19 protein-coding genes are annotated in these 18923 nt (G+C 69.2%); 16 read left to right on the forward strand and 3 right to left on the reverse strand.

Going from position 1 to position 18923, the window contains the following annotated elements:
- Positions 1-189 precede the first annotated feature (189 nt).
- From ACZ6MZ_RS21915 to ACZ6MZ_RS21960, 10 genes are all read left to right on the forward strand, one after another.
- Positions 190-420 (forward strand): hypothetical protein, encoded by a 231-nt coding sequence (locus ACZ6MZ_RS21915; protein WP_469353705.1) that lies wholly within the window; start codon positions 190-192, stop codon positions 418-420.
- A 62-nt stretch (positions 421-482) separates the two neighbouring features.
- Positions 483-1070, forward strand: a complete 588-nt coding sequence (locus ACZ6MZ_RS21920) for a pilus assembly protein TadG-related protein (RefSeq protein WP_469353707.1) — start codon at positions 483-485, stop codon at positions 1068-1070.
- Positions 1071-1294: 224 nt separating this feature from the next.
- Positions 1295-1699, forward strand: a complete 405-nt coding sequence (locus ACZ6MZ_RS21925) for a hypothetical protein (protein ID WP_469353709.1) — start codon at positions 1295-1297, stop codon at positions 1697-1699.
- Positions 1700-1703: 4 nt separating this feature from the next.
- On the forward strand, positions 1704-2318 hold the full coding sequence (locus ACZ6MZ_RS21930) for an OmpA family protein (protein WP_384181044.1): 615 nt from the start codon (positions 1704-1706) through the stop codon (positions 2316-2318).
- 175 nt (positions 2319-2493) lie between these two features.
- Positions 2494-3570, forward strand: a complete 1077-nt coding sequence (locus ACZ6MZ_RS21935; protein WP_469353711.1) for a hypothetical protein — start codon at positions 2494-2496, stop codon at positions 3568-3570.
- Positions 3571-3765: 195 nt separating this feature from the next.
- Positions 3766-4107, forward strand: coding sequence for a hypothetical protein (locus ACZ6MZ_RS21940; RefSeq protein ID WP_469353752.1), 342 nt, complete (start codon positions 3766-3768; stop codon positions 4105-4107).
- Positions 4108-4657: 550 nt separating this feature from the next.
- Positions 4658-6097 (forward strand): polymorphic toxin-type HINT domain-containing protein, encoded by a 1440-nt coding sequence (locus ACZ6MZ_RS21945; RefSeq protein WP_469353713.1) that lies wholly within the window; start codon positions 4658-4660, stop codon positions 6095-6097.
- On the forward strand, positions 6090-6482 hold the full coding sequence (locus ACZ6MZ_RS21950; RefSeq protein WP_389788948.1) for a CPCC family cysteine-rich protein: 393 nt from the start codon (positions 6090-6092) through the stop codon (positions 6480-6482). Before ACZ6MZ_RS21945 ends, ACZ6MZ_RS21950 begins: the two co-directional genes overlap by 8 nt.
- Before the next feature lie 106 nt (positions 6483-6588).
- A complete protein-coding gene (locus tag ACZ6MZ_RS21955) occupies positions 6589-7674 on the forward strand; it encodes an aminoglycoside phosphotransferase family protein (RefSeq protein WP_469353714.1) in 1086 nt (361 codons plus the stop codon).
- A gap of 132 nt (positions 7675-7806) precedes the next feature.
- On the forward strand, positions 7807-8607 hold the full coding sequence (locus ACZ6MZ_RS21960) for a hypothetical protein (RefSeq protein WP_469353716.1): 801 nt from the start codon (positions 7807-7809) through the stop codon (positions 8605-8607).
- Between the two features lie 29 nt (positions 8608-8636).
- On the opposite strand, the gene ACZ6MZ_RS21965 is transcribed toward ACZ6MZ_RS21960, so the two are convergent.
- On the reverse strand, positions 8637-9026 hold the full coding sequence (locus ACZ6MZ_RS21965; protein ID WP_469353718.1) for a DUF192 domain-containing protein: 390 nt from the start codon (positions 9024-9026) through the stop codon (positions 8637-8639).
- Positions 9027-9166: 140 nt separating this feature from the next.
- Between ACZ6MZ_RS21965 and ACZ6MZ_RS21970 the strand changes: the two genes are divergently transcribed.
- Complete coding sequence (locus ACZ6MZ_RS21970; RefSeq protein ID WP_469353720.1) at positions 9167-10024, forward strand: prepilin peptidase; 858 nt, start codon at positions 9167-9169, stop codon at positions 10022-10024.
- Between the two features lie 100 nt (positions 10025-10124).
- Positions 10125-10910, forward strand: coding sequence for a class I SAM-dependent methyltransferase (locus ACZ6MZ_RS21975; protein ID WP_469353722.1), 786 nt, complete (start codon positions 10125-10127; stop codon positions 10908-10910).
- A 63-nt stretch (positions 10911-10973) separates the two neighbouring features.
- Here ACZ6MZ_RS21975 and ACZ6MZ_RS21980 read toward each other — a convergent pair whose 3' ends face one another.
- Positions 10974-12137 carry a winged helix DNA-binding domain-containing protein gene (locus tag ACZ6MZ_RS21980; protein WP_389788936.1) on the reverse strand — a complete coding sequence of 388 codons (1164 nt, stop codon included), beginning with the start codon at positions 12135-12137 and terminating at the stop codon, positions 10974-10976.
- 367 nt (positions 12138-12504) lie between these two features.
- Positions 12505-13542, reverse strand: a complete 1038-nt coding sequence (gene mgrA / locus ACZ6MZ_RS21985) for an L-glyceraldehyde 3-phosphate reductase (RefSeq protein WP_384181065.1) — start codon at positions 13540-13542, stop codon at positions 12505-12507.
- A 148-nt stretch (positions 13543-13690) separates the two neighbouring features.
- On the opposite strand from mgrA, the gene ACZ6MZ_RS21990 reads away from it, so the two are divergent.
- The 4 genes from ACZ6MZ_RS21990 to ACZ6MZ_RS22005 all read left to right on the forward strand — a co-directional run bounded on the left by ACZ6MZ_RS21990 (position 13691) and on the right by ACZ6MZ_RS22005 (position 18749).
- Positions 13691-14452: an isoprenyl transferase gene (locus tag ACZ6MZ_RS21990; RefSeq protein ID WP_384181193.1), complete on the forward strand. Its 762-nt coding sequence runs from the start codon at positions 13691-13693 to the stop codon at positions 14450-14452.
- Between the two features lie 370 nt (positions 14453-14822).
- Complete coding sequence (locus tag ACZ6MZ_RS21995) at positions 14823-16145, forward strand: PhoH family protein (protein WP_384181067.1); 1323 nt, start codon at positions 14823-14825, stop codon at positions 16143-16145.
- Between the two features lie 389 nt (positions 16146-16534).
- Positions 16535-17236, forward strand: a complete 702-nt coding sequence (locus ACZ6MZ_RS22000; RefSeq protein WP_384181069.1) for an aggregation-promoting factor C-terminal-like domain-containing protein — start codon at positions 16535-16537, stop codon at positions 17234-17236.
- A 139-nt stretch (positions 17237-17375) separates the two neighbouring features.
- Positions 17376-18749 (forward strand): AI-2E family transporter, encoded by a 1374-nt coding sequence (locus ACZ6MZ_RS22005; RefSeq protein WP_469353725.1) that lies wholly within the window; start codon positions 17376-17378, stop codon positions 18747-18749.
- The last annotated feature ends 174 nt before the right edge of the window (positions 18750-18923 follow it).

The following is an 18923-nucleotide window of genomic DNA, read 5'->3' on the forward strand; positions in this document are numbered from 1 at the left end:
ACAGGGGGGCCCAATCTTCGCTTTGGGCCTTGGATTGGGCCCTGGGGCCCTCTTCCGGAACCCCCGACGCGTCGTACATTTCTCGTGTCGAAAGCGGCACCGGCCAGGAGGAAGCCGGAACCGACGGAGACACCGAAGAGACTTACGAGTCGGCCGGCACACGGTCGGCCGAACGCGGAGGGGAACATCATGTCGAACATCGTTCTGAAGGCTGCCGTCGAGACCAAGGTCCGTGTCAGTGGCTGGGCGAACACGACCGTCGAGGCGATGCAGCGCAAGGGCGACAAGGGCCAGACCGCGGTCGAGTACATCGGCATGCTGGTCGCGGTCATCGCGATCATTGCTGTGGTCGCCGGCATGACGGACATCGGCGACGAGATCGGCAAGAAGATCAAGGAAGTTGTCGGAACGGCCGGCTGACGATCGCTGTCACACGGAAGTACCGCGAGGCAGGGCAGGCTTTCCCCATCTACATCACGGTGGTGGCGAGCCTGCTCTTTCTCGCGTTTGCGTACTTTGTGGTCGGCAAGGTCGCCGACAAGCGCAACGATGCGCAGGGGGCAGCCGACGCCGCCGCGCTGGCAGCCGCGCAACAGGCTCGGGATCAGATCGGACGGGACCTTCTCGGTTCCATCCTCGACCCGGTCGACTGGCAAGATCTGCTCGATGGCCGAGGATTCGGCACCGGCAGTTCGTGTGCCGAGGCAGGACGGTTCGCGACGAGCAACGAATCCAGACTGACCGCTTGTGACCCGTACTTCGGCGCACGCTGGGGATTCACCGTCAAGGTCGAGACTCGGGACACCGTGGGCAAGTCGGTGATTCCCGGCACGGCGAACAAGAGGGGGAAAGCGACGGCCAGGGCGATTATCGAGCCCCGCTGCAGCTTCGAAGTGAAGCCCGCGCCTGACGACGGTGACGATCCGGGCAGCGGTGAGGAAGACGACAAGCCCGTGTTCCCTGGCGTGGTGCGCTGCGACTGGGGAGACTTGCCGATCGACCCGGAGAGTCATGACCCCCTGCCAGATCTGGCGGATCTCTTCAAGGTTCGCCTCGTTGAGTCCGATTGACCGAGTGAATGACTAACAGAGGAAGAGCAGAGATGAGCATGCGGAAGATTTCGCAGGCCCGACGGGCGGCGGCGGCCGTCATTGCGGCGTCGGCCCTCACTTTCACATTGGCTGCCTGTGGAGGAGACGACGGCAAGCCGAGCGAGTCCTCCAAGTCGAAGTCGGACTCGGCCACAGATGATGCGCCGAACGGTCAGGTCAGCGCCTCGCAGGAGCCAGAGACGGTGATCGTGACCCTCAAGGGTGAGGAGGGGATCCTTCTCGACATCACTTCGGTCGTCCGTGACTCCGGCGGCTTCGTCACCGTCAAGGGATTCATCAGGAATCCCACGGACAAGAAGTACTACGACACCGCTACCTGGACGGGCCCCGAACTCGAGCTGAAGAAGGGTGCGGGAGGAGGCTCGCTCGGCGGAGCCACCCTGGTGGACAAGGCGGAGAAGAAGCGCTATTACATCCTGCGCGACACGGAGAACCGTCCTCTGGCCACCACCGGAATCCCGAGCATCGAGCCCAACGCCAAGACGCCCGCCTTCATGCAGTTCCCGGCCCCGCCGGACAGCACCACCGAGGTGGATTTCCAGCTTCCGACCTTCCAGTCCGTCACCCTCAAGTTCTCGGGTGCGTGAGTCGATGTCGAAGCATCTCCCGAGGAGGAGCCTGGCCTTTGCCGGCTCGCTCACTCTTGCCCTGACGATTTTCACGGGTCCGGCGGCCCTCGCCGATGGGCCCGACCCCACCCCTTCCTCGGTGGCCGGGACCGAGGTCGATCAGAGCGACCCTGATCTGGTCATGGTCGACGGTGCGACACTCGCTCCGCCCAAGGTCCTCGAGATCAAGTCGGTCGTGGGTGACGAAGGCGGAAACGAGCAGCGTGAGGACTCGAACTCCAACGTCAAGTTCAATCTCCAGGCCGAGGTTCTCTTCGGAAAGGACAGCGCGAAGCTGAGCCCGGCGGCGAGCTCGCGTATCCAGGAGATCGCGGACGAGATCAAGAAGCAGAACACCACAAAGGTCCGGGTCTTCGGCTTCACGGACAACCTCGGCTCCTCTGCGCACGGCGATGTGCTGTCCAAGCAGCGTGCCGATGCCGTTCAGGGCGAGCTGGTGAAGGCGCTCGGGGCTTCGGACATCACGTTCGAGATCCGCGGCTACGGCGAGCAGTATCCGATCGCCGACAACAACAAAGAAGAAGGCCGTAAGAAGAACCGGCGCGTGGAAGTCTCCTTTCCGCGCCTCACGGGTTGATCCGACGCACCCATGAAGTGGGTCGTGTAAGGCCTCAAGACTCGCTGCCTCGTCGCAGCGTGAGCCGCATGGCGGCGGCATAAATGCCGCCGCCATGCGGACTCGCAGGTCGGAGCGTTACGGCGACGATCGCCGGAGGGTAACTACGGCCCTCGACGGGGGAGTTGGGCCGGGCATGGCACGTACGGCGGCGGTCCGGTGGGCGGCGTGGACGGCGGGGGTGCTCGTCCTTGCGCTGCTGGCGGCGTGGACCTGGTGGCGGGAGAGCGACAGCGCGGCCCGCTGGCGCTTCGAGGAGGCCATGGAGACCTACTGCGGGGGTGTGCTGGCCCACGAGAAGGGCCCGCTGTTCGAGGGCTTGTGGCCCCGTACGGAGCTGATGAGCGATCTTGACCTCGGTCCGGACGCGTACTCCTGCCTGCTCGGTGAAGCGCGGGCGGAGGTGACCGTAGCGCTGCTGCGCGCCGAGGATTACCGGGACCGGGACTTGGAGCGGCTGCTGCCGCCCTTCAGCGGCAGCCTGCTGCCCGTACCGCTGACCGGCGGCTGGCGCGGTGCGGCCGACGGCGATTCGGTCCGGGTCCTGGTCAGCTGCCGGGGGGATGAGGACCTCGTCTCAGTGACGGTCGGCTCGTACCTCTCCCAGACCGCTTCCGAGGCGAAGGAGGCGCGGCAGGAGCAGGAGAGCGGCTGGCTCGACAGCGACCTGTACTGGGCCCGGTTCGCTGCCGCGACGGCCGTCAAGGCCTCGGCGCACTGGGGCTGCGAGGCCGAGGAGGGCAAAGCCCTGCGGGCGCTGCCCGCGGTCACCGGGCCTGAGTCGATCGCGGGCGCGGACGGCACCTGCGTGGGCCTCCCCTTCGCCCGCGACGAGCGCCTGGACACGGTCGAGGAGACTGCGGCCGGCGGCAGCGCCCTGTACGAGATCTGTGAGGTCGGGGCCTCGCATTACTTCAACGAAACGTACGTCTTCTCTGCCCGTTTCGGCCCGTACGCGTCGCGCAAGCGGGGCCATGACACCACGCAGGCGGAGGCCGGGGCTGACGGCGGCACGCTATGGGCGAGCGCCCGCTGCCCCGACGACGCCGAGCGCGCCCTGTTCACCGGGTCCGTACCACCCGAGGCGGCCACCGTGTGGCTCCCCGGAGAGAAGGGCAAGGGGACCTTCGGACTGCCCGCCTTCCGGGAGTTCGCGGAACGGTCGGCCAAGCGGCACGGCTGCACGGACCTACGCCTGCCGACAGCCGGCTGAAGCCCTCAGCGGCCACCCCATACCGGTACCGATTCGTCGCGGTCGGCTCAGATCGCTTGCCGGTGCGAGAGCGTGATGCGACGCCGCGTCCAGGTGTTCCGGGAACAGCCCGAGCATGCGGGTCCGGGCCAGCGCATCTCAACCGGCTCTTGTCGAGCTGGCGTTATGGCCCACCATGGTCGCGTGACGACGTGGATGCGCTGCTACTGGGACGAAGAAGACATCTGGTTCTACTTCGAGGTCGATGCCGAAGGCTGGGTGATCCGGCAGGTCGAGCTCCAAGGGCCCGCGCTCACCCCGGTGGCCGCGGCGTCCCTCGACGAATGGCAGCGAGCCTATGACGCCGGCCGCCTTGAGGAGTACGACAGCAGGTTCGGTCTCACCGCTGAGCTTCCCGTCCCGGAGTGGGAAGGCCACGATCCCGAGCAGCTGACCTCCGACGCCTTCGAGGAGGTCTGGGATGCCGCCCGGCGGCGGATCGCCGACGCTGCTGGGCGATCGACGGCACCTGGGTGCGGGTCCTCACCGCGCTGCTGATCCCAACAGTCACCGGGGCAGACCACCCGCAACTCGACCGCGAACATGCTGCGCTGATCGCTCTCGAGGACTGCCACGTACTGGCTCCGCGAGACCTCGATCGTGCCGCGTGCGTAGGGGGTCGTGTCGAAAACGAAGTAGCGGCCGTCCTTGCCCGAGATGACCAACGCCCCAAGCTCTGCCTGCACCTTGCCGGGCAGGCACCGGAAGCCGAGCCACATTGCGTGCCGGTTCGCTCCACTCAGGAACAGGCGCGCCAGGGCAGCTGTAGAGATCGGGAAGAGAAGCTCCCGACCCCGTTCGACCCGAGCCACGTGGTGCGTCGGAACAGAGGTCCTGGCTTGGGCCCCAGGGCCCATGCCAGGTTGGCAATCAGCGGCTAACGTCCCGAAACATGTCGCGTACGGGGGTAGTTCGACGTCGGGTTGGCCATTGGCTGCTGAAGCGTTGGTCGCGGAATCGTGGGCCGCGTACGGATGCGCGTCTGCTGGGGCTGCGCAGGGGGCAGTCGGGGCAGACAGCCGTCGAGTACGTGGGTCTGCTCGCGGTGGTGATCGCGATTGTCGGCGCGCTGGTGGCGACCGGCATCGGTCCGACGCTGGCGGACGGCATCAGAACGCAGGTGTGCCGGGTCGCCGGCGGGAGTGACTGCGGCGGCGGCAACGACACCGAAGCAGTCGGGGACCAGGGCGGTCAGGGAGCCGCCGAGCCCGCCGCGGACACCGGAGGCACCGACGGCGCCGGCGGGGAGAAGACCCCGGCACAGCTGGACTACGAGAAAGCGCTGAAAGACCTTCAGGACGCCCAGGCCGCCGAGAAGTCGGACTCCGACAAGGCGAAGGAGGCCGCGAAGGAGCTGGCGAAGATCCTGGCGGACGAGCTGGGGATCACCGACGCCCTGGACTGCATCACCAAGGGCGACATGGGGGCGTGCACGGAGACGCTGATCAATGTGCTGCTCAGCGTCGTCGGCGGTGCGGTCGGCAAGCTCGCGGCGAAGTACGGGGCGCCGTGGAAGTGGAAGAAGGCCGTTCAGCTCGTCAAGAACCTCAAGAAGCACGGCGGGGATCTGTACGACGGCCTCACGGGGCTGATCAAGAACCGTAAGAAGGTCAAGGAAGCGGAGGAGAAACTCGCCGACGCCCGCAAGAAGCTGGACGGCGAGAAGAAGGACCCTCCGAAAAAGGACCCCGCGAAAGAGGAAGACCCCAAGAAGAACCCGCCCTGCACCAAGCACAGCTTCCTGCCCGGCACCCCGGTGCTGCTCGCCGACGGCAGCCGCGTCCCGATCGAGACCGTCAGCGTCGGTACGAAGGTCACGGCCACGGATCCCACCAGCGGTCTGACGGCCATACGCGCGGTGACCGACACCATCACGACCTACAGCGACCGGGACTTCACCCGGCTCCAGGTCGTGGTCGACGGCCGGGCGGTTCCTCTCACGGCCACCGACACGCACCCGTTCTGGCTCACCGGCCGGGCCAGCTGGGTCGACGCCGGTGACATCCGGCCCGGCGACCGGCTGCGCACGCCGAGCGGAGCATCCCTCCGGGTCGCGTCGGTCTTCCGCTACACCGAGCGGCAGACCACCCATGACCTCACCGTCAGCGGCATCCACACCTACTACGTCGGCGTCGCCGCGCAGAACGCCCTCGTGCACAACTGCGACGAGTGGACCAGCAAGGGCAACCTCGACGAGCACTACGAGAAGCACGGCGACGAGATGGGGTACGAGTCGCAGCGCGAGTACGAGGAGGCCGCCAAGGACCTCTTGTGCGACTGTGACGGCGGCCGGCCTGGCGTCTTGGTCAAGGAGGCCTCGGAGGACGGCTCCATCCGCTACTTCGACCCCGCCACCGGGGAGTACGGCATGAAGAGCAAGAAGGGGATCATCAGCTTCTATAAGCTGGACGGCGGTCTGGCGGCGTTCAAGGGCATGCCGGGCACCATGCGGCCCAGGCGGCGGAGGATGCGGCGTGAGCGTGAGTGACCATGACCGGGGCGGTCCCCCGTACCCCTGCGTCTGCTGCGGCCACACGGTCTTCGAGGACCCGCCCGGGTCCTCGATGATCTGCCCGGTCTGCAAGTGGGAGGACGACATCACCCAGCTCCGCTGGCCGACGATGGAGCGCGGCGCCAACCGCGTCTCACTCGTCGAGGCCCAGCGGAACTACCTCGCCTCGGAGGTGTCCGAGCTTCGCTTCGCGCACCGGGCCCGCCCCGCGGCCACGGGTGAGGAGCGTCCCCCGGGCTGGCGGCCCATCTCCGCCGACGAGGACTCCTTCGAGGACCCCCTCGTACAGGAACAGCCGTGGCCCGCCGACTGGACGGTGCTGTACTGGTGGACGGACCGCTTCTGGCGGCGCACCGCCTGAACGGGCCAGCGCTGCCGTTCGACCCGCTGCCGTTGGGCGCGCTGTCGTTGGACCCGCTGCCGCCCGAGGCCGGGCTGTCACATCTAAGAGGAGGGGCGGGGGAGTAGTGGACGTGCCCTTTGGGGAGGAGCTGCGGGCGGCGCTGGGGGCACCACGGGAGGCACGGCGGCTGGGGAGCAGTCCGCGCTCGCTGGTGTGGCGGGTCGAACTGGCGGACGGGACGCCCGCCGTCGTCAAACAACTCGTAGAAGGCCCCGGTGACGACGAGCGGTACGCCGGCGAGGTCGCCGCGCTCCGGCTCGCGGGGCGGGTGCGACCAGCTGTCGTACCGCGGCTGCTCGGTACGGACGAGCGTGCGCGGGTGCTGGTTCTGGAGCATGTCGAGCATCTGACCCCGGCCGAGGGGTGGCAGGTCGAGTACGCGGCGGCCCTGGCCCGGCTGCACGCGGCCGGCAGTGCTGCGGAGGCGGATGTGCTGCCCCGCTGGTCGGGGCCGACGGGTGACGACATCGACTCCTTCCTCGCGCTCGCCGGCGCGCTCGGCGTCGCCGTCCGGCCCCAGGTGCGCGACGAACTGGAGCAACTGACGCAGCGGCTCGGCCGGTTGCCCAGCCGGGTCGCCCTGCTGCACGGCGATCCGTGCCCCGGAAACGATCTGCACACCGCCGATGGAATCCGCTTCATCGACTTCGAGCAGGCGTCCCTCGGCAACGGGCTGATGGAACTCGCCTACCTACGGATCGGCTTCCCGACCTGCTGGTGCGTCACCGCCGCCCCGGAACCGCTGCTCCACGCGGCGGAAGCCGCCTACCGCTCCGCCTGGCGCGACGCGACCGGCGCCGAGCCGGAAGGCGATCTGGCCGACGCGTGCGCCGGGTGGCTGATCCGTGGCGACGCCCTCGTGCAACGCGCCCACCGGGGTACGGCCGACCAGTTGGCCAGGCTTCCGCGCCGGGACTGGACATGGGGTACGGCCTCCGCCAGGCAGCGGCTGCTGCACCGCCTCGTCGTGGTTGGACTGATGACCGCGAACGACGGTGACGGTGGTGACTGCCGTGACGTACGTGACGGCCGTGACTGCCGTGACGGCGCCACTCTGACCGGCCTGGGACGGCTCAGTACGGAGATGGCCGACCGGATGCGTACCCGCTGGCCCAGGCTGGGCCCGGTCCCGGTACGACGCCCGGACTGAGGGGGTCCGAGGTTGGGTCCGGGGGCCCATGCGTGGCTGTGAAAGCCGTTGTTAGCTTGCGGAACAGCCACAGCCACAGCCACGGTCAGCCATGGTCAGCGGCGCCGTGCGGCGAGCGAGATGGGGTACGGGATGAGGAAGCGCACCGCGAGCATGGCACGGCGCATCACTCTGGCCGCGGCGGGCACCGCGCTCGCGCTGGGACTCGCGGGCGCCTGTGGGGGCGAGGCGAAGACCGACGGCCGGGGCGCGGCGGACCAGCCGGAGAAACAGGCAGACGCCGGTATCTCGACCCCGCCCAGCCGGTCGTCCCAGCCGCCACGGTCGTCCCAGCCGCAGCCGGATGTCACCGGCGCCGGTGCGAGTGACGGACGGGTGCTGACCCAGGCCGAGCTGGACCAGGCGATCCTTGCGGCCGGGGACGTGGCGGAGTTCGGCGTCGGCCCCATGGACGCACCACCTCCGCAGGGCGAGACCGCCGACCGGCCCGAGTGCCTCCCCCTCACCGCGGTGATCAACGGCAAGCCGGAGCCGCTCGCGAAAGCCGCCGCGTACCGGCAGCTCGTCGGTACGAAGGACGGCCGGCCCGCCGTCTCCGAGTTCCTCACCACGCATGGTGCTCAGGGCGCGAGCACCCTGCTCAGCCGGTTGCGCGCCGCCGTCACCGCCTGCGGGGACGGCTTCACCGCGACCGGCGGCGACGGCCCGTCCACGTACATGGGTGTGAAGCGGCTGAGCGCGCCCGAGGCCGGGGACGACACGCTCGCCTATCAGGTGACGGGCGACTTCGAGGGCGATCCGGTCCCGTTGGTCTTCCATGTCGTACGGGTCGGCGGCACGGTGGCCACCTTCTACACCGCCAACTTCGAGGACGCCACGACTCCACAGGTCCCGCCCGTCCTGCTGCTGACCCAGGCCGCCAAGCTCGCCTAGGGTCCAGCGCCCTGCCGTACCCACAACCGCTATACGTCCAGGCTGACGCGGACACCCGGCCGCAGCCCCCACCGCGCCATCGCCCCGGCCTCCGCCTCCAGCACATGGCGCGCTCGCCACCGTGGCAGCGGCAGCCGTCCCGGCCGCAGCGTATGGACGTCGAGGACCTTCAACTCCTTGTCCAGATAGGCCACATCGATCGCGAAGCGCATCCGGAAGGTGTGCACGCTGTTGCACGGGGTGATCAGCAGCGCGCCCTCGATCCCGTCGCGCCCGAGCAGGCCGCGCCGTCGGGCTCCGTAGGAGGCGGCGACCTCCAGATCCACCGAGCCGCTCATCGAGCCGCCCTGAGATCCGTCCACCGAGCCGTCCTGCCCCGCGACCGTCAACTGTCCACTGCCGTTACGCCATTTGCCCATGGCCGTAGACCGTAGCGCCCGGGGTACGGTCCCGAGTCCCGGACGGCACAGTCAGCACGGCGGACTCTGGGTCCTGGAGCGCCGCCAGTGGGCCCCTGGACCCATGACCCGGGCCCGGGCGCGGCTCTAGGGTCAGTGATGTGTACGCCACGCTGATCGCCGTCGCCCTTGTCTGGGGTGGAGCCACCGGACTGCTGCTGCCGCGCGCCGCGTACCGGCTCTCCGTCGAGCCGGAGGACGCCTGGCGGGACAGCTGTCCTGCCGGACACCCGATCATCGGACCCGCGCGCGGGTGGCTCGGCGGCGCCCGGTGCGCGACCTGTGACGCGGCCGTGCCGTCCCGTACGGCGGGAAGCCTCGGCGGCGATACGGCAACCCCCGATACGGCAACCCCTGACACGGCAACCCCCGACACGGGAACCCCCGACACCGGAAGCCAACAGGCCCCGGTTACCGACGCCCCCTCCGTCCTCGTCCCTCTCATCACCGCCCTCGCCTGCGCGGCCCTTGCCGCCGCCACCGGCCCCCGCCCGGAGCTCGCCGTATGGCTGCTGCTCGCGCCCTTCGCCGTACTCCTCGCCCTCGTCGACCGCAACGTCCACCGGCTCCCGGACCAGCTGACGCTGCCCCTCGCCGCCGCGGCCGCCGTATTGCTCGGCCCGGCCGCCCTGCTCCCCGGCGCCGGCGGCTCCTGGCCGACGGCGCTGCTCGGTGGACTGGTCCTCGGCGGCTGCTACTTCGTCCTGTTCCTGATCAATCCGAACGGCATGGGCTTCGGCGACGTCAAGCTCGCCCTCTCGCTCGGGGTCGTCCTCGGCTGGTACGGCTGGCTGGTGCTGTTCGTCGGGGCCTTCGCCGGGTTCCTGCTCGGGTCGCTGTACGGACTCGGGCTGATGCTGCTGCGCCGGGCGGGCCGCAAGTCGGCGATCCCCTTCGGCCCCTTCATGATCACCGGCGCCCTGCTCGGACTCGTCCTCGGCGGCCTCGCCGCCGCGTGACGTTCCGGTCGCGTGACGTTCTGTACGTTCCGTACGTTCTTCCGTAGAGCGACCCGAAAAGCGTTCGCCCGCGCCGGAACCGTCCTGCCACGATCGCTCCATGCCGCGCACCCGTCCCCGCCCCCGTCCCCGTTCCTTCGAAGAGCTGATCGCCGAGGCCGAGGCGGTGTCCGTCGACGGCTGGGACTTCTCCTGGCTGGACGGGCGTGCCACCGAGGAGCGCCCCTCCTGGGGCTATGCCCGGTCGATGGCCGAGCGGATGTCCCGTGCCACCGCCGCCCTCGACATCCAGACCGGCGGCGGTGAAGTCCTCGCGTCCGTACCGATGTTGCCGCCCCTCACCGTGGCCACCGAGTCCTGGCCGCCGAACATCGCGCGCGCCACCGCCCTGCTGCATCCGCTCGGCGCCGTGGTCGTCGCCGATCCGGACGAGCCGCCGCTGCCCTTCGCGGACGACGCCTTCGACCTGGTGGTCAGCCGCCATCCCGTACGCGCGTGGTGGGAGGAGATCGCCCGGGTCCTGCGGCCGGGCGGCACGTACTTCTCCCAGGAGGTCGGCCCGGCCAGCGTCTTCGAGCTGGTCGAATACTTCCTGGGACCGCAGCCGCCCGAGGCACGGGGACACCGCGACCCCGAGCGGGCCAGGCACGAGGCCGAGGCGGCCGGCCTTGACGTCATCGATCTGCGCACGGCGACGCTGCGCACCGAGTTCCTCGACATCGGCGCCGTCGTCTATTTCCTGCGGAAGGTGATCTGGATGGTGCCCGGCTTCACGGTCGAGGAGTACCGCGACCGGCTGGAGGCGCTGCACCGCCGCATCGAGACGGAAGGCCCGTTCGTGGCGACGACGACACGCTTCCTGATCGAGGCGGTCAAGCCCGGCTGAGGCCCGAAGCCCGACGCCTGAGGCCCGAAGCGTGACGCCTCATGCCCGCCCGTCCCGCCGCGCTCAGGCGTGCGGTCCGACCATGACCTTTCCGACCGTCAGTTCCGGCTTCCCCTCAAGGATCTCGCCGGTCCGCTCCACCTGGGTCTCCAGCTCCCGCCGCTGCCCGGCGGTCAGCGTTCGCAGCGGTTCCACCGTCACCTCGATCCGCCGCCCGGAGCGGCGCTGGTGCCACACCCCGGCGACCGCGCCGTCCACGAGCAGTACGGGGAAGTTGCCGGCCTGCCCGCCCGCGAGAGCGCGTGCGTACGCGTCGCCGGCGAAGAGCCGCTCGCGGGGCTGCGCGGCGATGGAGTACGCGTCGAAGTAGGGGAGCAGCCGCACGCCCCGTACCGGTTCCGCGGGGAACGCGGTGTCGCCCGCCACCACCCACGCCCGGCCGTCCTCGAAGCCGGTCTCCTCGATCTCCCCCTCGGCGGCGAGCCCCGCGAACAGCTTGTCGGCCCAGCTCTTCGGCATGGCGAGCCAGCCGGCGAAGTGCCGCGGGGTGGCAGGCCCGTACGCGTACAGATAGCGGCGTACGAGCCCGGCGAGCGCGGCCGGTCCCGCCAGCGGGGTGAAGCCGGGCAGCAGCCGGTGCGGATGGGTGTAGGTGACCTTGCGGCCACGGTTGGGTCCGAAGCACAGCGCACCCCGGTACGCGGCCCGGTGCGTGATCTGACGCCAGCGCGGCCACTTCGTCTGGAAGGCGTCCATGACCCGGTCGCCGGCCCAGGACCCGGTGCGCGCGACGATCGCCTCGGTCAGCTCGTCCACGGTGAGCGCGGTGTCCGCCAGGGCGTCGGCGATGGCGGCGACGACCGCCTCCGACTGCTCCGGCGTCATCCTCACGTGCGCGGGCATCGGATCACGGCCCGCGGGCAGCGCGCCCAGCGCACCCGTCCACAGGGGCAGATCCGCCGAGGGCAGCAGATGTACGGTGCCGCGGGGGCCGAAGGTCTTCACCACACTGCCGTCCGTCCAGAGCGCGGTGCGTACGTCCGCGCGGGACGCACCGTCCAGCCGGAGCGCGACGGAGAGCTCGGCCGCGGAGAGCACTTGCGCGTGCGCTCCGAGCATGGCGCCGGCCACCGTCGCGGGGGAGGCGTTCTCGGCCGGGGCCAGCAGGCCCTGGCGCGCGAGCCGTCGGGCGCTCGCTTCGGTCCAGGTCACATCACGCGTCGTCATGGGACGACCGTAGGAGCCGTACAGGTCAGTTTCTGTCCGCGTGCGTTCAGGGGGCACCCCGGGTCGGGGTCGTGCCTCAGGGTTACGGCGCGGCGTGGCGTCTTCTCGCCACGCCGGGACGCGGAGCCCGTGAAAAGCCCGGAATTCCGGGCTTTTCACGGGCTGGACGGGTCTTCCGGAGCGTCATCCCGGCCTGTCCTGGCACGCGTCAGCACTTACGAAGGGTTATGGTGGAAACCCCCCCTCGGGCCGGTCCGTATCCCCCCCACGGACCGGCCCGTTTTTTGTGCCGACGCGCAGACGCACCGATGCACCGAGCCGATGCACCGAGCGCCCACGCACCCAGGTGCGCACGCGCCGTGGAGCGTCAGCCCCTGCCGGCCCAGATGTTCGTCCCGGCGGTGTCCACCGCGAAGCTGTCGATCTCCTTGAGCTCCTCGGCCGAGAGCTCCGCCCCGGCCAGCGCCGCGACATTCTCGTCCAGCTGCTTCACGCTGGACGCGCCGATCAGCGCCGACGTCATCCGCGGGTCACGCAGGACCCACTTCAGTGCCAGCTGCGCCAGGGACTGACCACGCCGCCGCGCGATCTCGTTCAGCCCGTTCAGCCGCCGCGTGACCTCCTCCGACAGCAGATCCGGGTTCAGGGACTTGCCCTGCGTGGCCCGCGACCCCTCCGGAATCCCCTTCAGGTACTTGTTCGTCAGCAGCCCCTGGGCCAGCGGCACGAAGGAGATACAGCCCATCCCGGCCGTCTCCAGGGTGTCCAGCAGCCCGTCGTCCTCGATCCAGCGGTTGATCATCGAGTAGGACGGCTGGTGGATGAGTGCCGGAACACCCATCTCCTTGAGCAGTCTGGCCGCCTCCGCGGTCTGCTCCGCGGTGTACGACGACACACCGACGTACAGGGCCTTGCCCTGCTGTACGGCGGACGCCAGCGCCCCCATCGTCTCCTCGAGAGGAGTGTCGGGGTCGAAGCGGTGGGAGTAGAAGATGTCGACGTGGTCGAGCCCCATCCGCTCCAGGGACGCGTCCAGCGAGGACAGCAGGTACTTGCGCGAGCCCCATTCGCCGTAGGGGCCGGGGTGCATCAGATAGCCCGCCTTGGTCGAAATGATGAGTTCATCCCGATAGGCGGAGAAATCCTGTGCGAAGATCTTGCCGAAATTCAGCTCGGCGGATCCGGGCGGCGGACCGTAGTTGTTCGCCAGATCGAAGTGCGTGACGCCGAGATCGAAGGCGCGGCGCAGGATCGCGCGCTGCGAATCGAGGGTGCGGTCATCACCGAAGTTGTGCCAGAGGCCGAGGGAGACAGCGGGCAGTTTGAGGCCGCTGCGTCCGCTGCGCCGGTACTCCATGGAGTCGTACCGGTCGTCGGCTGCGAGGTAAGAGGGGAAATCAGTCACGGTTCCTTCCCTATCACGGTCCTGTGACAGGCCGGGTTGGGAGACTGCGGGGCCCGCGCAGTAATGTGACGGCTTCGGGGTCCTTGGGCCGGCCCCAGGATCCCGCCAGCGGACGCGCCGGTCCCCATGGAATCGAGAGGTGGACGTAGTGAACGTGCGCGACCTGGTGTATCGGCTCTACGCACGCCGGGTGGAAGGCCGCCTCGATCACGCCCAGGTGCCCAAGCACATCGGTGTCATCCTCGACGGCAACCGTCGCTGGGCCAAGGCGTCCGGCGGTACGACCGAGCAAGGACACAAGGCCGGCGCCAGCAAGATCCAGGAACTGCTCGGCTGGTGCTCCGAGACCAATGTCGAGGTCGTCACCCTCTGGATGCTCTCGACGGACAACTTCGACCGTCCCGAGGAAGAGCTGACTCCCCTCCTCGGCATCATCGAGAGCGCGGTCCGCGCCCTGGCGGCCGACGGCCGCTGGCGGGTGCACCACGTCGGCACGCTCGACCTGCTGCCGTCCCGCACCCAGACCGTGATCAAGGAAGCCGAACAGGCCACCATCGGCAACAAGGGAATACTCGTCAATGTCGCCGTCGGTTACGGCGGCCGGCAGGAGATCGCGGACGCCGTCCGCTCCCTGCTGATGGATCACGCGAGCAAGGGCACCTCCTTCGAGGACCTCGCCGAGATCGTCGACACCGACCTGATCTCCTCGCACCTCTACACGCGCGGCCAGCCCGACCCCGACCTGGTCATCCGCACCAGCGGCGAGCAGCGCCTCTCCGGGTTCATGCTCTGGCAGAGCGCCCATTCGGAGTACTACTTCTGCGAAGTCTTCTGGCCGGCGTTCCGAAAAGTCGATTTTCTGCGTGCCCTGCGTGACTACGCGGCGCGTGGCCGACGCTACGGATCCTGACCTCTCCCCTTCTCCGGCAAGGCCTCCGAGAGTCTTCCGCCCCGCGCCCGCCTGACGTCACCCAGGCACCGGCCGGGCTCTTCACCCGAGGTTCATCCACCGTCCGTCATATGCCATGGCATGGCGGCGCGTGTTCGAGGGCATACCTCCTCCAGGTCGACGTCCGAAAAGTTCTGTCAGTGGATGTCGCATCTCAGCGGACGGCATGGGGCCGTCCGCCCGGGAGGCCCTTTGCACCAGGACGACCGTGCGGTGAGACGTACGGGCGACATGGAGGGCCGGAGCTCGGCCCGCGCATGGGGCCTGAGCCCGGCCCACCCGCCCGCGACGCCGTCGCACCCCGACCTCATCCGAGGGGGTACGTCCTTCCGTGGTGACCAGCACAAAGCGCCGCATGCCCGACAGGCGCACCTACGTTCTCGACACCAGCGTCCTGCTGGCCGATCCGAACGCCATGTCCCGGTTCGACGAGCACGAGGTCGTGCTCCCGATCGTGGTGATTACGGAGTTGGAGGCCAAGAGGCACCATCCGGAGCTCGGGTACTTCGCCCGGCAGGCCCTGCGCCTGCTGGACGACTTCCGTCTCCGGTTCGGCCGTCTCGATGCCCCGATCCCCCTGGGCGACCTGGGCGGCACGCTGCGCGTCGAGCTCAACCACTCTGATCCCGGCATCCTGCCCGCCGGCTTCCGATTGGGGGACAACGACTCACGGATTCTCGCGGTCGCGCGCAATTTGCAGGCCGAGGGGTACGACGTCACCGTCGTCTCCAAGGATCTGCCGCTGCGCATCAAGGCGTCATCGGTCGGACTTCTCGCCGAGGAGTACCGCGCCGAGCTCGCCATCACCGACTCCGGCTGGACGGGGATGAGCGAGCTGTCGCTCGCCGCCGATCAGGTGGATCTCCTGTACTCGGAGGAGACGGTCTACGCCCCCGAGGCGAGCGAGCTGCCCGTGCACACCGGACTGGTGCTCCAGTCCGAGCGCGGCAAGGCGCTCGGGCGGGTCACCGCCGAGGGCAATATCCGGCTCGTCCGCGGTGACCGTGAGGCCTTCGGGATCCACGGCCGCAGCGCCGAGCAGCGGATCGCCCTCGATCTCCTCCTCGACCCGGACATCGGCATCGTGTCGATGGGCGGCCGGGCCGGCACCGGCAAGTCGGCCCTGGCCCTCTGCGCCGGCCTGGAAGCGGTCCTGGAGCGCCGGCAGCATCAGAAGGTGATGGTCTTCAGGCCGCTGTACGCGGTCGGCGGCCAGGAGCTCGGTTATCTGCCCGGCACCGAGGCCGAGAAGATGAGCCCCTGGGCGCAGGCGGTCTTCGACACCCTCTCCGCGGTCGCCGGCCGTGAGGTGATCGAGGAAGTGCTCGGGCGCGGCATGCTCGAAGTGCTGCCGCTCACGCATATCCGCGGCCGCTCCCTGCACGACGCTTTCGTCATCGTCGACGAGGCCCAGTCCCTGGAGCGGAACGTTCTGCTGACGGTTCTGTCCCGTATCGGGGCGAACTCCCGGGTGGTGCTCACGCATGACGTGGCGCAGCGCGACAACCTGCGGGTGGGGCGGTACGACGGAATCGTCGCCGTCGTCGAGAAGCTCAAGGGACATCCGCTCTTCGCGCATGTCACCCTCACCCGCTCCGAGCGCTCGCAGATCGCCGCACTCGTGACCGAAATGTTGGAGGACGGTCAGATCTAGCCCCGTATCACCCCAGTTGGCGCCGCCCGGCGAAGCCCGAAAGCTTAGCCGGGCGGCGCTTTGCTGTACCGCCATTTCCGTGAATCCGGTGCGGCAAACGGGGTGTGAGCTTTAACACGCAAGGAAGAATTGCCTCGCGGCGTTGCCTTCCGGCAGAGTCTTGCTTCCGTCAGGCCCCGCATGCGGCAACACGCGCACCTCCAGAGGTGCAGCACCACACAACTCAACAACTGCCGCCGCATGCCGCCCGCGCACCACGCGGCAGTCCCCGCAGGGGGGTTGCCCACCGGGCCCGTGTCTCCCCGTGACCCAGTAATGCGGAGACCAGTGCCAGGGGCACGATCGCGTCCGCGAGGTCACGTATGCGGGCGATGCTGGAAGGACACCGTGTGAGCCGGATCTCGGTCCGGGGATTCGCCGTGGCATCGGCCACTGCGGTCACCACCGTCGGCGCCGTCGTGGGTGTCGCCTCGGGCGACCCCCAGGTCTCGGGCGACAATTTCGAGGCGACCGCAGCGGACATGACGCTCCTCGCAGACATCCCCGCAGGCCAGCAGGCGCAGGTGCAGACCGCGTCGCTGACACAGCAGGCCGACGCGCAGGCAGCAGCCGCCGACGCGACCGCGAAGAAGTCCGCCGAGGAATCGGCCCGGATTCAGGCCGCCAAGGACGCGAAGGCGAAGAAGGAAGCCGCTGACGACAAGGTCGAGCGCGAGCGCGCGGCCAAGGAAGCGGAGGAGCGCGCGAGCCGCGACGAGGTGCGTTCCGCCTCCGCTTTCGCCCCGCAGAGCTCCTACAGCGTCTCCCAGGTCCAGGCCATCGCCCGGCAGATGGTCTCGGCCGATCAGTTCCAGTGCTTCAGCAACATCGTGGACCACGAGTCCGGCTGGAACTACAAGGCTCAGAACCCGTCGTCCGGCGCGTACGGCCTCATGCAGGCACTCCCCGGCTCCAAGATGTCCTCGGCCGGGGCCGACTGGCAGACCAACCCCGCCACGCAGATCAAGTGGGGCCTGAGCTACATGAACTCCGACCGCTACGGCAGCCCCTGTGCCGCCTGGGCGTACTGGCAGGCGAACGGCTGGTACTAGAACCACCCCGGCACGACCGGCGCTCAACCTTCCGAAGCCCCTCACCGTCCTACGGTGGGGGGCTTCGCACGTGTACGGTCGATTCGAACGGCTCCTGGGGGAGTGAGTGGAGAGACCACCTGGGGGAAGAGGGAACGTCATGTCCAAGGTGCCAGCGTGGCTCGGTCGGGTGGGTGCGGAACTGACCCGCATGGGGGAGCGCTTGGACGAGCGCCGGGCCGAGGCCGAGGCCGACGACGGTCCGGCCCCCCGTTCCGCCCCGGAGAACATCCCGGCGCCGCCCGCCTACGCCCCCGCCGTCGCGGCCAAGCCCGATCCCGTCGCCGCCATCCCCTGGGGGATCCGGGTCGCGGGTGAGGTCGCCTGGCGGCTGCTGGTCCTGGCGGGCATGCTCTATGTACTGATGCGGGTCATCAGCGCCGTACAGCTGGTCGTGCTGGCCTTCGTCGCCGCCCTGCTCATCACGGCGCTGCTCCAGCCCACCGTCGCCCGGCTCAAGGGCCGTGGCGTGCCGCGCGCCCTGGCCACCGCCCTCACCGCCATCGCCGGGTTCGTCCTCATGGGACTGGTCGGCTGGTTCGTCGTGTGGCAGGTCATGGAGAACATCGACGACCTCTCCAACCGGGTCAGAGACGGTATCGACGAGCTGAAGCGCTGGCTGCTGAACAGCCCGTTCCATGTGACCGAAGATCAGATCAACGACATAGCGAAGAGCCTGAGCGACGCCGTCGGCACCAACACCGAGGAGATCACGTCCGCGGGCCTCCAGGGCGTGACCGTGATGGTCGAGCTGCTGACCGGTATGTTCCTCGCGATGTTCTCGACGCTCTTCCTGCTGTACGACGGCAGGAAGATCTGGCACTGGACGCTCAAACTCGTCCCGGCGCAGGCCCGCGAGGGCGTCGCCGGAGCCGGGCCGCGCGCCTGGCGCACCCTCACCGCCTATGTGCGCGGCACGGTGCTGGTGGCTCTGATCGACGCGATCTTCATCGGTCTCGGGCTCTACTTCCTCGATGTCCCGCTGGCGGTCCCGCTGGCCGTCTTCATCTTCCTCGGCGCCTTCATCCCGCTGGTCGGCGCGGTGATCTCGGGCGCCCTGGCCGTGGTCGTGGCACTGGTCACGCAGGACGTGTTCACCGCGTTGATAGTCCTGCTCGTCGTCCTCGCCGTACAGCAGATCGAGGGGCATGTGCTGCAGCCCTTCATCCTGGGCCGCGCGGTACGGGTGCATCCGCTCGCCGTCGTCCTGTCCGTCGCGGCCGGCGGACTGGTCGCGGGCATCGGCGGCGCGGTGGTGGCGGTGCCGCTGGTGGCGGTGACCAATACCGTCGTCGGCTATCTCCGCGCGTACGGCCAGGAACAGGACCTGCGGAACTCGCCCCGGCCGCACGGCGCGACGGCGCTCGACACGGCGCCGACCCCCGCGCCCGTACCGAAGCCCGTCCCGGTGGCCGTGGCCGCGACTCCCTCGGCCACGCCCGCTCCCGCGGAGGCGGCGAACGTCAAGGAGTGATCCCCGGTCCGGAGCTGACGGCCCCGCCGGCCTCGCTCACGGGATGACCGGCCATACGTAAAGGCCCCGTGGACCTGATCTTGCGTTCTAGTGGTCGTTGCAACACCCCAGTTCAAGGGGTGCGATGGACTTCGAGGTCCGGGGCGACCGGAAGCCACAGGGACGACGGAAGCT

It is taken from the genome of Streptomyces sp. NPDC042201, from assembly GCF_055582185.1.